Source organism: Ideonella alba, from assembly GCF_018069875.1.
Lineage (GTDB): Bacteria > Pseudomonadota > Gammaproteobacteria > Burkholderiales > Burkholderiaceae_C > Ideonella > Ideonella alba.
The window spans coordinates 181,361-193,789 of the sequence record NZ_JAGQDF010000003.1 but is presented as its reverse complement, the minus strand read 5'-3'; the positions used below and the strand labels follow the sequence as shown (position 1 = coordinate 193,789).

Genomic DNA, 12,429 nt, shown 5'->3' with positions numbered 1-12,429 from the left:
GGGCGGTGCGATGCGGGCATCACCGGGGCGCGCCGTCGACGAAGACGCGCAGCTCGCCCGGCGCGAAGGCCTGCCAGGGCTCGTGGGCGGTGAGCGGCTCGGTGGCGATCACCGCCACCCGGTCGCGCGGCGTGGTGACGCTGGCGAAGTTCACGGTCACGTCCTCGTCGCGCAGCGAGGCGGCGCCAAACGGATGCTGGCGCACCAGCCAGTGCAGCTTGGTCGAGCCGTGGGCCCACAGCGCCTCGCCGTTGGACAGCAGCATGTTGAAGGTGCCGTGGCGGTGCAGCTGCGGCAGCAGTTCGCGCAGCGTGCAGCCCAGCTCGTCGATCGCCGGCACGCCGGCGTGGGCCTTGGCCAGCTCCTGCATGATCCAGCAGAAGGCGTGCTCGCTGTCGGTGTCGCCCACCGGACGGAACTGGCCGTGCAGGCGCGGGCGGAAATCCTTCAGGTCGCCGTTGTGGGCGAAGACCCAGTAGCGGCCCCACAGCTCGCGCACGAAGGGGTGGGTGTTCTCCAGCGCCACCCGGCCCTGCGTGGCCTTGCGGATGTGGGCGATGACCTGGTTGCTGTGGATCGGGTAGGTCTTGACCAGCTCGGCCACCGGGCTCTGGCGGGCGCTGTGCTCGTCGACGAACAGGCGCACGCCCTTGCCCTCGAAGAAGCCGATGCCAAAGCCATCCTTGTGCTCGTCGGCGCGCGTGGCCAGGCCGGTGAAGCTGAACATCACGTCGGTGGGCGTGTTGGCGTTCATTCCGAGGAGCTGGCACATGCGTCGATTCTAGGCAGACCACAGGCGCTTGATGGCCATCAAGGCAGGGCCCGTGTTTCAGCGCGACGATCAAGGCCCAAGGAGACCCTCATGACCGCCCTGCTCACCCCCGACCAACGCACCCGCCTTGAAGCCGCGCTGAAGCAGCGCCAGGCCGCGCTGGATGCGCAGCTGGCCGAGCACCAGGGCGGCGCCAGCCGCGTCGAGATGGCCGCCGAGTTGCGTGCCGAGGACACCCACGACAGCCGCGAGCGCGACGCCGACCGCGAGGTGGAACTGGCCCGCGCCGACCGCGAGCTGGCCGAGCTGGGCCAGGTCAGCGCCGCGCTGCGCCGCGTGCACGAACCCGACTTCGGGTTCTGCGCCGATTGCGGCGAGGCCATCCGCTTCGAGCGCCTGCTGGCCGAGCCCTGGGCCACGCGCTGCGTGGGCTGCGCCAGCGCCGCCGAGGGGCACCAGGCGCATCATCGCCTCTGATCAGCCCCGGTTGGCCAGCGCCTCCCAGCGCTCCAGCAGCTGCATCAGCTCGTCCTCGATCTGCGCGTGGCGCGCGGTGACTTCGGTGATGCGCGCCGCGCCCTGCGTGTAGAGCTCGCTGCCGCCGATCAGCGCGCCCAGCGTGGCCTGCTCCTGCTCCAGCGCGGTGATGCGCGCGGGCAGCTCGTCCAGCTCGCGCTGTTCCTTGTAGCTGAGCTTGCTGCGCGCCTTGGCGGGCGCAGCCGGTGCCGCCGCGGCTGGCGGCGCCTCGGCCTGCGCGGCGGCGGCCTTCTGGCGCGCCGCGCGGCCACGCTCGCGCTGCGCCAGCCAGTCGCCGATGCCGCCTTCGTACTCGCGCCACAGACCCGGCTGCTCGTCGCCCTCCCAGGCGATGATGCTGGTCACCACGTTGTCGACGAAGGCGCGGTCGTGGCTGACCAGGAAGACGGTGCCGTCGTAGTCGGCCAGCAGTTCCTCCAGCAGCTCCAGCGTCTCGATGTCGAGGTCGTTGGTCGGCTCGTCCATCACCAGCACATTGGCCGGCCGGGCGAACAGCCGCGCCAGCAGCAGGCGGTTGCGCTCGCCGCCCGAGAGGCTGCTGACCGGCGAGTTGGCGCGCGCCGGGGCGAACAGGAAGTCGCCCAGGTAGCTCATCACATGCTTGCGCTGGCTGCCGATCTCGATCCACTCGCTGCCCGGGCTGATCGTGTCGGCCAGCGTGGCGTTGGGGTTGAGCACCTCGCGCATCTGGTCGAAGTAGGCGATCTCCAGCTTGGTGCCGGTGCGCACGCTGCCGCTGTCGGGGGCAAGCTGGCCCAGGATCATCTTCAGCAGCGTGGTCTTGCCCACGCCGTTGGGGCCGACCAGGCCGATCTTGTCGCCGCGCATCACGATGGTGGAGAAATCCTTCACCAGCGGTGCGCCGCCGAAGCCCTTGCTGACGCTCTCCAGCTCGGCCACCAGCTTGCCGCTGGCGCCGCCGCGGTCGATGTCCAGCCGCACGTTGCCCTGCACGTTGCGCCGCGCGGCGTGCTCGTTGCGCATCTGTTCGAGCCGCGCGATGCGCGCCACGCTGCGGGTGCGGCGCGCCTCCACGCCCTTCCTGATCCACACCTCTTCCTGCGCCAGCAGCTTGTCGAAGCGGGCGTTGGCCAGCGCCTCGTTGGCCAGCTCGCGCGCCTTGTGGCCCTGGAAGGCGGTGTAGTTGCCGGGGTAGCTGCGCAGCGCGCCGCGGTCGAGCTCGAGGATGCGGGTGGCCACCACGTCCAGGAAGGCGCGGTCGTGGGTGATCAGCAGCAGCGCGCCGCGGAAGGCCACCAGCAGCTCGCCCAACCAGCGGATCGCGTCCAGGTCGAGGTGGTTGGTGGGCTCGTCGAGCAGCAGCACCTCCGGCGCCGCCACCAGTGCCTGGGCCAGCGCGACGCGCTTGCGGTTGCCGCCCGACAGGGTGTCGACCACGGCTGAGGCGTCCAGCCGCAGGCGCTGCAGCGTCTCATCCACCCGGCGCTCCCAGGTCCAGCCGTCCAGCGCTTCCAGCCGGGTCTGCAGCGCATCCAGGTCGTCGCCGGGCGCATGGGCCTCGAAGCGCTCGCGCAGCGCCTTCACCTCGGCCAGGCCCTCGCTGACCGCCTCGAACACCGTGGCGCCAGGAGCGAAGGCCGGCTCCTGCGGCACGTAGAAGCGGCGCAGCTCGCCCTGCACCTGCAGCTCGCCGTCGTCCGGGCGCTCCAGGCCGGCCAGGATCTTCAGCAGCGAGGACTTGCCGGCACCATTGCGGCCGATCAGCGCGACGCGCTCGCCGGCCTCCAGCGAGAAGTCGGCGCCATCGAGCAGGGCGACATGGCCGAAGGCGAGGTGGGCGTTGGTGAGGGTGAGCAGGGCCATGGCGGCATTGTCGCCGCCAGGGGCCCGGGGCTCATTTCACCTGGATCTTCACCTTCACCGCGGCGCTGTCGGCCAGGTCGTCGTTGGCCACGTACTCGAACTGGTCGGTGCCGATGAAGCCCGGCGGCGGCGTGTAGCGGAAGCTGCCATTGGCGTTGAAGCCCAGCTGGCCGGCCGGCGCCGCCACCAGGCGGGCCGTCAGCCGGTCGCCATTGGCGTCCAGGTCATTGCGCAGCACGCCCTTGTCCAGCGTCACCAGCAGCGGCTGGCCCGCCTTGGCGCGGTAGCGGTCGTCCACACCCACCGGCGCCTGGTTGGCCGCGCCCGACAGGCAGTAGCCGGCGCCCTTGCGGGTCGGCGGGTAGCCGCCCCAGACGATCATCCGGTCCCCGGTGAAGACGGTGCTCCAGCGCCCGCCGGCCGGTCGGCCATCCGGTGCGTGCAGCAGCGTGGTGGCGCGCCAGCTGTTGGTGGTCGGGTCGTAGCGGCCGCCGCTGCCGTTGAGCGTGCCGCCCCAGACCACCATCTCGCTGCCGCTGTACACGCCCTGGCCGACGCGCGGCGTCGGCGCGCCGTTCAGGCTGGTGCGCGTCCACTGGCCGGTGGCGGGCGAGAAGCGCGCGCCGTCGTTGTAGTCGACCCCGAAGAGCTGGTCGTAGCCGCCCCAGAAGATGGCCTCCGTGCCGGTCCACACCGCCACCGGCCACATGCGGGCGTCGGGCGAACCGCTGACGGGCAGCGGCGTCCAGCTGTTGCTCACCGGGTTGTAGCGGCCGCCGGTGGGCGTGCTGCCGGCGTCGATCGAGCCGCCCCAGACGATCATCTCGCTGCCGCTCCAGACCGCGCCGTGGTGGTCGCGGTGGCCGGGGTCCTTCTTCAGCGCGCCGCGGCGCCAGGTGTCGCTGGCCAGGTTGTAGACGTAGGGACCCTCGCTGGAGCTGACGCCGCCGTAGGTGATCATCTCGCTGCCGGTCCACACCGCCGTGTGGCCATAGGTCACCCAGGGCCCCTTCCTGTTCGACATCGGACGCCACTGATCGGTGGCGGGGTTGTAGATGCCACCGGTGTCGGGCGTGAAGGGCGCGCTGGAGCCGGCGCCCCAGAAGATGATCTCCTGGCCGGTCCAGACCGCGGTGGCGTTGTTGCGCGCGGTGGCCGCGCCGACGGTGCTGGTGGGCAGCCAGCTGTCGGTGGCCGGGGTGTAGCGGCCGCCGGTGTCGGTCACACCCATGCCGTCATAGCCGCCCCAGACCACCATTTCGGCGCCGGTCCACTCGGCCGAATGCAGGCCGCGCATCGAGGGCACGTTGTTCGCGGTCATCGGGCGCCAGCTGTCGGTGGCCGGGTCGTAGCGGCCACCGTCGGCGCGGAAGCCGAAGTTGTCGTCCAGGCCGCCCCAGGCCAGCGCCTCGGTGCCGGTCCAGACCAGCGTGCCGGCCTGCGTGCCCGGCTGCATGCCCACGGTGCTGGCGGTGCGCCAGGTGTCGGTGACCGGGTTGTAGAGGCCGGACGCGCCGCTGGACGGCCAGCCGCCGTGCACCATCATCTCGGTGCCGGTCCAGACCGCGCCGTGCATGTAGCGCCACGAGGGCATGCCGGTGCCGCTGCCGATGCGCCAGCTGTTGGTCGCCGGGTTGTAGGCGCGCACGTCGGCGCCGCCCATCACGCCGCCCCAGACCAGCATCTCCTGGCCGGTCCAGACCGAGGTGTTCCAGTAGGTGGCGTCGGGCGCGTTGGCGGTGGCCATCGGCGACCACTGGTTGGTGCTGGGGTTGTAGCGCGCACCGTCGCCATAGAGCTGGCCGAGGTGCACGTTGTAGCCCGACCAGATCACCATCTCGGAGCCGGTCCACACCGCCGGCACGTAAGCCCGGCCGGCCAGCGGGGAAGCGGGCAGGCGCACCCAGGTGTCGGTCTTCGGGTTGTAGCGCGCGCCGGTGGCCAGTGCGCTGTCGGTCGTGCCGCCCATGCCGCCCCAGACGATCAGCTCCCGGCCGGTCCACACCGACGCGGCCCACGAGGCGCCCTCGGCCGGCGCATTGACCGCGCTGGTCTGGCGCCAGGTGTCGGTGCCAGGGTCGTAGAGCGAGCCCACGCCATCGGCCCGGCCACCCCAGACCAGCATCTCGCGACCGGTCCAGGCGCTGCTCATCGCGGTGCGCGTGACCGGTGAATCGGCCATCGGCTGCCAGGTGTCGGTGGCCGGGCGGTAGCGGGCGCCATCGATGCGGTAGTTGCCCACCGCTTCCATGCCGCCCCAGACGATCATCTCGCTGCCGGTCCAGACCGCCGTGTGCTCATAGCGGCCATCGGGCAGCGACGCCGTGGGCTGCCAGCTGTCGTCGCGGCACACCGTGGCCACCGCGGGCAGGCTGTAGCGTGCCTCGGGCAGCGCCAGCCCGGCGGCGTACTGGCCGCGGGCCTGCGCCCACCAGGTCTCGATCGGCGTCTTGCGCCAGACCGTGGTGCGGCTGCGCAGCACCGGTCCGTCGACGGCGTCGACGCGCACCGTGGTCCAGCGGTCCAGGTCCTCGCGCAGGCGCACCGGCTGGCCCAGCGCCAGGGTGCCGGCCGGCGTGGTGGCGGCGCGGCGCAGCGCCTTGGCCTGCTGCTCGAACACGTCAGGGGCCAGCAGGCGGGCGCCGGGGCCGGCGGCGGCCAGCGCGGCGCGCTCACGCACGACGACGTGGGTCTGGCGCTCCGCGGTGTCGGCGCGGCCGGCCGCATGCTCGGCCAGCACCTGGCGGCGGCGCTCGCCGTGCAGGCGTTCGTCGCGGGCGTACTGGGCGCGCCACAGGCGGTCGGCCAGCGCCGGGCGGGCCAGGCATTCGGCGGCGCGCAGCGGGTCATTGCCCAGGGCGGCGAACAGCTCGCGCAGCATCGCCGGGTCCTTGGACGATGCGGCCATGCGGTCCAGCTCGGCCTGCAGCTGCGCCGCGGTGATCGGCGTGCGCCACCACTGCGCCAGCGCCTGGCTCTGGCGCTCGACGTCCTCGGCACGGCGGCGGATCAGCCGCTCGGGCAGCGCCTGCTCGAAGGCCAGCCGTTGACCGGCCTGGCCGCGGTGCTGCCACAGCACCCGCTCGACCTCGCGCTGGCAGGCCACGCGGTCCGACAGGCTGAAGGCCTGGGCCGGGCCCGCCAGGCCAGCCAACAGGCCCGCGAGGGCCACCAGGCCGATGTTCCAGGGGCTGCGCTTCATCGTGATGTCCCTCCTGAGCGTGTGTCGACTTCACGCTAACGGCAGACGCTGGGGGACCTCACCCACCCCCCACGATTGAAGCCTTGAGGTGGGTCAAGCCTGCCGCAGTGGCAGGCCGCGCCAGGCCCAGCGGCCGGCGCCCTGGCTCAGCACGGCCAGCAGCATCACGCCCATCATCAGCGGCAGTTTGAAGCCCTGGCCGGCGTCGGTCTCGATCTGGTTCCAGCCCGCCCAGCCCAGGTCGAAGTGCACCGTCCAGACGGCGATCACATCGACGAAGAGCAGCGCCAGCGCCGCCAGCCGCACCGGCCAGCCCAGCACCAGCAGGGCCGCGCCGAGCACTTCGGTCACACCGGCCATCAGCCAGTTCATGTCGGGCGAGAGCCAGCCCAGCGGACCGGGAAAGGCCAGGCCGGCGAACCACTCGGGCGCGGTCAGGCCATGGCTCAGCTTGGTCCAGCCGGCCTGGCCGAATTCCTGCGCCAGCCACAGCCGCAGGGCCAGCAGGCCCAGGCCGTCGATCGCCTGGGTGATCGCGCCGTGCGTGCGCACGACCCAGGTGGGGAGTGAGAGCGCGCTCATGCCGGGCCTCACTTCTTCGAGCAGCCGCCGTCCTTCTTCGAGCACGACGACTCCTTGCCACCGTCCTTCTTGCTGCAGCCGCCGTCCTTCTTGCTGCAGGCGGCGTCCGAGGCCGCGTTCTTCGGCGCGGTGGCGGTCTTCTTGCCGCAGGAGCCGGCACCGCAGGAACTGTCCTTGCCCGGCGCGGCGTGGGCGGCGGACTGGGCGATCAGGGCGGCGGCGATCAGGGCGGCGTGACGGAGGTTCATGGTCGTGTCCTTATGAGGTGGGATGGGGTCGGGTGGTTTGGGGTGGTCATGCACGTGGTGTGCATGTTCTTTGGTCGGGCCAGCCGTCGAAACCTGACAGCTGGATCGCACGTTTTTCTCGCCGCTCAACGCGGCGCGCTGTCGTCGGCCGTCCAGGCCTGCGCGCGCCACTGCGCCAGCAGCCGGTCCAGGCGGGCGTCGTCGCGGGCCAGGCGGCGGCAGTCGGCGCACAGCCAGCGGTGCGCGCGGGCCTGCAGCCGACGGCGCCGGTCTGTGCCGGCGCGCGGCCCGCCGTGCAGCACCGCAGCAGCATCGCGACAGTTCATCGCAGGCGCTCAGGCGGTGGTGCGGGCCAGGAAGGCGACGAAGTCTTCGGCCAGGTCGTTGACGAAGGGCGAGTCCCAGGTGGACTCACGCACCCAGGCCTCGATCAGCCCGCGCCAGGCCTCTTCGCCCAGCTGTTCGCGCAGCGTGGGGTGGTGGGCCTCGATGGTCTGGCTGGCGCCCAGCCACACCAGGTGGCGGTACAGGCGCATGCCGCGCTCGTCGTAGCCTTCGGGCAGCGTGTCGCTGCGGCCCCTCACATAGTCGAAGAACGCAGACATGCGAGCTCCTCGGCCAGGCCGGCGGGCTCCGGCAGGTCATGGTCCCATTCCAGCAGCACCGGCCAGCCGTGCGCGGCCGACAGCGCACGCGCCTGGGCGCGCACCTCCTCAGACGCCGAGCGCGCATGCGTGTCCACATGCAGGCCGAAGCGCTCGTCCCATTCGTGGCCGGCCACATGCAGGTAGGCGATGCGGTCGGGTGACAGGCGGGCGAGGAAGGCGTCCAGCGGCGGGCTGCCGTGGTTCTTGCGGTTGACCTCGATGTTGTTCAGGTCCAGCAGCACCGCGCAGTCGGCCCGGTCGGCCACGCCGGCCAGGAAATCGGGCTCGGGGATGTCGCCGATGTTGGCATACCAGGTGGGGTTCTCGATCGCCATGCGCCGGCCCAGGATGTCCTGCGCCTGGCGGATGCGGTCGGACACCCGGATCAGCTCGCTGTGGGTGTGCGGCAGCGGGAACAGGTCGTGCAGCTGGTGGGCGTCGCCGCTGGCGGCCAGGTGGTCGGAGTACCAGGTGGCGCCCAGCTCATCCATCAGCGAAGCCACCTCGCGCAGCATCGCCGCATTCAGCGGCGCGGTGCCGCCCAGGTTCAGCGTGACCCCGTGCAGCCACACCGGCCGACCCAGTGCACGCATCGCGTGCAGCGGGGCGCGGTCGCGGCGCAGCCAGTTCTCGGGGACGACCTCGTGGAAGTCGGCGGGCAGCGCCGCCAGATCCCACCCGGCCATCTCGCGCCGATAGCCCACACCCACAGCTGGCGTGTTCATCGCGGGTCTCACTTCTTCGAGCAGCCGCCGTCCTTCTTGGAGCACGACGACTCCTTGCCACCGTCCTTCTTGCTGCAGCCGCCGTCCTTCTTGCTGCAGGCGGCGTCCGAGGCAGCGTTCTTCGGCGCGGTGGCGGTCTTCTTGCCGCAGGAGCCGGCACCGCACGAGCTGTCCTTGCCCGGCGCGGCGTGGGCGGCGGACTGGGCGATCAGGGCGGCGGCGATCAGGGCGGCGTGACGGAGGTTCATGGTCGGTTTCCTTGGTGGGTTTCAGAAGTGATGCACACGGTGTGCACATCCTGTCTGTCGAGCCAGCCGCCGAAACCTGACAGCCTTCTTGAACTTTTTTTCGATGCGCGCTGCGTGCTGCCGTTACTGCGCCAGCGCAGCGCCGGCGAACTGCGCGCGGTAGACCGCCGGGGTCATGGCGGTGCTGCGCTTGAAGCTGCGCGTGAAGTGGGCCTGGTCGGCGAAGCCGCACAGGTAGCCGATCTGCGCGGCCGGCTCCCGGGTGTCGAGCAGCAGGCGCGCCGACTGCGCCAGGCGCACCTCGGTCCAGAGCTGCGAGAAGGAGCTGCCCGCGTCGGTGAGCCGGCGCTGCAGGGTGCGGGGCCTGAGCTGCAGGGCCTCGGCCAGGCGCGGCAGGGTCCACGGCGCCGCGACATCGGCCGCCAGTTGCTGCCGTGCCGCCGCCACGGTGGCCGCGAGGTCCGGCTCGCTGCCCGGCGCCGCAACGTCGGCGCTCGCCCGCCAGGCCAGCTCCCAGGTGTGCGTGGCCGCGGGCATCGGTGCCGCGCGCCAGCCATCCTGCTGGTAACGCCAGTCGGCCTCGCCCGCCAGGCGCGCGCGCAGCGCCGGGGTGCCCAGGCGCCGCAGCAGCCCGACCAGCAGGCCCAGCACCAGCAGGTCCTCGGCGGCGTGGGGGGCCTCGCCGGCGTGCAAGGAGACATGGCGCAGCGTGCAGCCGCCGGCCTGGCCCGCCAGCAGGAGCACGCGGTGGCGCGAGTGCACATAGCGCTCCAGCCGCTGCCAGCGCTCAATCAGGTCGGGCGCGCTGCGCGCCTGGGTCAGCGCGCGCAGCGTGGGCTCGTCGGCCGCGTCCTGCACCGCCAGGCCCAGGCGCAGCAGCAGGTCGGGGCCATGGGCCTGCATCAGCTGCGCCAGCTGCTGGCGCTTGTCCTGCAGCGGCACCAGCGCCGCCGACGCGCCGGGCAGCGGCCCGCCGACCAGCCCTTCCCGGCGCAGTCCCAGCGCCACCAGGCGCAGCATCGCGGCGGCGGCGAAGTCCTTCATGGGGTCGATGATGCCGCGATGCGCAGGTCGACCGCCAGCGGCAGCTGCGTGGGCCGGCGACCGCTGGCGTCATGCAGGGCGTTGCCCACGGCCGCCGCGGCGCCGACGATCGCGGTCTCGCCGGCACCGCCGGGCGGGTCGCCCTCGTCGACCAGCAGCACCTCGATCGGTGGGACCTCGGGCAGGCGCGGGATCGGTGCGCCGTCGAAGCCGGTGGCCGCCACGCCGTGCGCATCCAGCGGCAACTGGTCGGTCAAGACCATGCCCAGGCCCCAGACCAGGTTGCCTTCGCACTGGGCCCGCACGGCACCGGGGTGGATGATGCGGCCCACATCGACCGCGCAGACCAGGCGCGTGACGCGCCAGCGGCCATCCACCGCAGCCACCTCGGCCACGGTGGCGACATAGGCCGCGCCCTTGTAGACGCCGCAGGCCAGGCCACGACCGGTGCCGGCGGTCCGCGGCCGCGACCAGCCGGCGGCCTCGGCCACGCGCAGCAGCACGCGGCGCAGGCGCGGGTCGTCGACATGGTCGAGCCGGAAGGCCAGCGGGTCGCGGCCGGCAGCGCGCGCGCAGGCGTCGATGGCCGACTCGATCGCCAGCGCGTTGGGCCCGGCCCCCAGCCCGCGCCACGGCCCGGTGTACAGCGGCAAGCGCACCAGCGTGTGTTCGACACGCTGCCAGGGCACACGGTAGGGCGGCAGCGCGCCGCGGGCCGCGCCGGCGTCGCCCACCAGCCGGGTGAGCGGGTTCAGCCAGGCCGGCAAGGCCGCATTGGTCAGCAGGATCGGCGTGGTCGCGAAGGCATGCCACCAGGCCACCAGGCGGCCGCCGTCCAGCCGGGCACGGATGCGGTGGCTCGACGGCGGCCGGTGAAAGCCCTGGCGCAGCTCCTGCGCGCGGGTCCATTGCAGCTTGACCGGCGCGCCGGCGGCCTCGGCCGACCGCGCCAGCAGCGCCGCCTCCAGTTCGACGGTGCAGATCGTGCGCCCGCCAAAGCCGCCGCCGATGCGCTGGGTGTGCAGCACCACCTGGTCCGCGGACAGGCCGGTGTGGTGGGCCACCACGTCACGCACATAGAACGCGTCCTGGGTGCCGGCCCACAGGTCCAAGCCGCCATCGGCGCGCACCTGGGCCACGGCGCAGCGCGGCTCGATCGCGTTGTGCGGCGCGGCGGGCAGGTCCAGCCGCAGGTCCACGTCCCAGCGTCCCCCGGGCTCGCCGGGGCCATCGTCGCGCAGCCGGTGCGGCAGCGCGCCACCGGCCAGGTGGATGTCGATGTCCAGCTGCTGCGCCAGCGGCGCCGGCCCCAGGTCGCCGTCGACCTGCCAGCGCAGCGCCAGCGCGGCCTCGATGCGGTCCAGCGCGCCCGGCGTGCGCGCCAGCACGCCCAGGCCCAGGCTGCGGCCCTGCACCAGGCGCGCCTCGCGCACCAGTGCCACGAAGCCCGGCACAGCGCGGGCGGCGGCCTCGTCCAGCGCCAGCACGCGTGAGGCCAGGTCGGGCGAGGCCGGTGCCCGCAGCACCCGGCCGTACAGCAGGCCGGGTCGGCGCACGTCGGCCGTGAACAGCGGCGCGCCGCGCACCAGCGCCGCATGCGCGGCCGACGGCAGCGAGGCGCCCACCCAGCGCCCGCCCGGCCGCCATGCCCGCGGCTGCGAGGCCGGCCGCGGCTCGGCCACCAGCGTGCCCTGGTGCTGGCCTCGCGCCAGCGCATCGCGCAGCGTGGCGCAGGCCTGGGCCAGCGGCAGCGCAAAGGCCTGCACCGACTCGCTGCCCACGGTGGCGCGCACGCGCGGGATGTCGGCGGTGGAGGGCAGCAGCACGTCCAGCTGCGCCGGCTCGATGCCCAGCTCCTCGCAGGCGATCTGGGCCAGTGCGGTGTCGATCTGCTGGCCCATCTCGGCGCGCGGCAGCCACAGCCGGTAACGCGTGCCGTCGAAGCGCACCCAGCCCAGCGCCGCTTCGGCATCGGGCGTGGGGCGCCGCGGAATCACCGGCAGCGCGCAGGCGCCCAGCCAGACGGTCAGGCCGGCCGCACCGGCCGCCACAAAGGTGCGGCGCCTCACCGCGCAGCCTGCTGGCGCAGTTGCACCGCGCGCTGCACCGCGCGGCGGATGCGGGGCTGGGTGCCGCAGCGGCACAGCTGCGGCGCCAGCGCGGCCTCGACCTGCTGTCGCGTGGGCTGCGGCGTGGCATCGAGCAGGGCCACCGTGGCCATGATCTGGCCGGCCTGGCAGTAGCCGCACTGCGGCACGGCTTCGTCCAGCCAGGCCTGCTGCACCGGGTGCAGACGGCCGTCGGGCCCGGCCAGGCCTTCGAGGGTGGTGATCGGGCGCTGCAATACCGCCGACACCGGCAGCAGGCAGCTGCGCTGCGGCTGGCCATCGACCAGCACGGTGCAGGCGCCGCACTGGCCCTGGCCGCAACCCAGCTTCGGGCCGACGAGGCCGAGGGCCTCGCGCAACACCATCAGCAGCGTGTCATCCTGCCAGCCGTCCGGCACCGTGTGCCGCTGGCCATTGATGCTGAGGAACATGAGCGACTCCGGTCATCCAGGGAGGACCGGAGTCTGTGGCGCCCGCGCGGGCCTGTCTTGA

13 protein-coding genes are annotated in these 12,429 nt (G+C 73.0%); 1 reads left to right on the top strand and 12 read right to left on the bottom strand.

Features of this window, described 5'->3' with window-relative positions; genetic code table 11:
* Positions 1-19: 19 nt before the first annotated feature.
* Positions 20-772 (bottom strand): class II glutamine amidotransferase, encoded by a 753-nt coding sequence (locus tag KAK07_RS06230; protein ID WP_210851114.1) that lies wholly within the window; start codon positions 770-772, stop codon positions 20-22.
* A gap of 90 nt (positions 773-862) precedes the next feature.
* On the opposite strand from KAK07_RS06230, the gene KAK07_RS06225 reads away from it, so the two are divergent.
* Positions 863-1,249 (top strand): TraR/DksA family transcriptional regulator, encoded by a 387-nt coding sequence (locus tag KAK07_RS06225; protein ID WP_210859595.1) that lies wholly within the window; start codon positions 863-865, stop codon positions 1,247-1,249.
* Here KAK07_RS06225 and KAK07_RS06220 read toward each other — a convergent pair whose 3' ends face one another.
* The 11 genes from KAK07_RS06220 to KAK07_RS06170 form a co-directional block, all read right to left on the bottom strand.
* Positions 1,250-3,133: an ATP-binding cassette domain-containing protein gene (locus KAK07_RS06220; RefSeq protein WP_210859594.1), complete on the bottom strand. Its 1,884-nt coding sequence runs from the start codon at positions 3,131-3,133 to the stop codon at positions 1,250-1,252.
* A gap of 31 nt (positions 3,134-3,164) precedes the next feature.
* Positions 3,165-6,335, bottom strand: coding sequence for a Kelch repeat-containing protein (locus KAK07_RS06215; protein ID WP_210859590.1), 3,171 nt, complete (start codon positions 6,333-6,335; stop codon positions 3,165-3,167).
* A 93-nt stretch (positions 6,336-6,428) separates the two neighbouring features.
* Positions 6,429-6,917: a DoxX family protein gene (locus KAK07_RS06210; RefSeq protein WP_210859588.1), complete on the bottom strand. Its 489-nt coding sequence runs from the start codon at positions 6,915-6,917 to the stop codon at positions 6,429-6,431.
* Positions 6,918-6,925: 8 nt separating this feature from the next.
* Positions 6,926-7,165, bottom strand: coding sequence for a hypothetical protein (locus KAK07_RS06205; RefSeq protein ID WP_210851098.1), 240 nt, complete (start codon positions 7,163-7,165; stop codon positions 6,926-6,928).
* A 125-nt stretch (positions 7,166-7,290) separates the two neighbouring features.
* The gene (locus tag KAK07_RS06200; RefSeq protein WP_210859587.1) at positions 7,291-7,491 is read right to left on the bottom strand and encodes a hypothetical protein; all 201 of its coding nucleotides are present in this window, start codon (positions 7,489-7,491) and stop codon (positions 7,291-7,293) included.
* Between the two features lie 9 nt (positions 7,492-7,500).
* Positions 7,501-7,770 carry an HvfC/BufC N-terminal domain-containing protein gene (locus tag KAK07_RS06195; RefSeq protein WP_210859586.1) on the bottom strand — a complete coding sequence of 90 codons (270 nt, stop codon included), beginning with the start codon at positions 7,768-7,770 and terminating at the stop codon, positions 7,501-7,503.
* The gene (locus tag KAK07_RS06190) at positions 7,746-8,537 is read right to left on the bottom strand and encodes an MbnB/TglH/ChrH family RiPP precursor modification enzyme (protein ID WP_210859585.1); all 792 of its coding nucleotides are present in this window, start codon (positions 8,535-8,537) and stop codon (positions 7,746-7,748) included. The genes KAK07_RS06195 and KAK07_RS06190 overlap by 25 nt, the downstream gene beginning before the upstream one ends.
* Positions 8,538-8,545: 8 nt before the next feature.
* Positions 8,546-8,785, bottom strand: coding sequence for a hypothetical protein (locus KAK07_RS06185; protein ID WP_210851098.1), 240 nt, complete (start codon positions 8,783-8,785; stop codon positions 8,546-8,548).
* Positions 8,786-8,908: 123 nt separating this feature from the next.
* Positions 8,909-9,829 carry a helix-turn-helix transcriptional regulator gene (locus KAK07_RS06180; RefSeq protein ID WP_210859584.1) on the bottom strand — a complete coding sequence of 307 codons (921 nt, stop codon included), beginning with the start codon at positions 9,827-9,829 and terminating at the stop codon, positions 8,909-8,911.
* On the bottom strand, positions 9,826-11,898 hold the full coding sequence (locus tag KAK07_RS06175; RefSeq protein ID WP_210859583.1) for a xanthine dehydrogenase family protein molybdopterin-binding subunit: 2,073 nt from the start codon (positions 11,896-11,898) through the stop codon (positions 9,826-9,828). Before KAK07_RS06175 ends, KAK07_RS06180 begins: the two co-directional genes overlap by 4 nt.
* Positions 11,895-12,368 carry a (2Fe-2S)-binding protein gene (locus KAK07_RS06170; protein WP_210859582.1) on the bottom strand — a complete coding sequence of 158 codons (474 nt, stop codon included), beginning with the start codon at positions 12,366-12,368 and terminating at the stop codon, positions 11,895-11,897. The genes KAK07_RS06175 and KAK07_RS06170 overlap by 4 nt, the downstream gene beginning before the upstream one ends.
* Between the last annotated feature and the right edge of the window lie 61 nt (positions 12,369-12,429).

Coding starts and splice junctions, on each gene's coding strand:
- KAK07_RS06190 (WP_210859585.1), bottom strand. CDS start 8,537: ATGAACACGCCAGCTGTGGGTGTGGGCTATCGGCGCGAGATGGCCGGG.
- KAK07_RS06210 (WP_210859588.1), bottom strand. CDS start 6,917: ATGAGCGCGCTCTCACTCCCCACCTGGGTCGTGCGCACGCACGGCGCG.
- KAK07_RS06230 (WP_210851114.1), bottom strand. CDS start 772: ATGTGCCAGCTCCTCGGAATGAACGCCAACACGCCCACCGACGTGATG.
- KAK07_RS06220 (WP_210859594.1), bottom strand. CDS start 3,133: ATGGCCCTGCTCACCCTCACCAACGCCCACCTCGCCTTCGGCCATGTC.
- KAK07_RS06170 (WP_210859582.1), bottom strand. CDS start 12,368: ATGTTCCTCAGCATCAATGGCCAGCGGCACACGGTGCCGGACGGCTGG.
- KAK07_RS06185 (WP_210851098.1), bottom strand. CDS start 8,785: ATGAACCTCCGTCACGCCGCCCTGATCGCCGCCGCCCTGATCGCCCAG.
- KAK07_RS06205 (WP_210851098.1), bottom strand. CDS start 7,165: ATGAACCTCCGTCACGCCGCCCTGATCGCCGCCGCCCTGATCGCCCAG.
- KAK07_RS06200 (WP_210859587.1), bottom strand. CDS start 7,491: ATGAACTGTCGCGATGCTGCTGCGGTGCTGCACGGCGGGCCGCGCGCC.
- KAK07_RS06215 (WP_210859590.1), bottom strand. CDS start 6,335: ATGAAGCGCAGCCCCTGGAACATCGGCCTGGTGGCCCTCGCGGGCCTG.
- KAK07_RS06225 (WP_210859595.1), top strand. CDS start 863: ATGACCGCCCTGCTCACCCCCGACCAACGCACCCGCCTTGAAGCCGCG.
- KAK07_RS06180 (WP_210859584.1), bottom strand. CDS start 9,829: ATGAAGGACTTCGCCGCCGCCGCGATGCTGCGCCTGGTGGCGCTGGGA.
- KAK07_RS06195 (WP_210859586.1), bottom strand. CDS start 7,770: ATGTCTGCGTTCTTCGACTATGTGAGGGGCCGCAGCGACACGCTGCCC.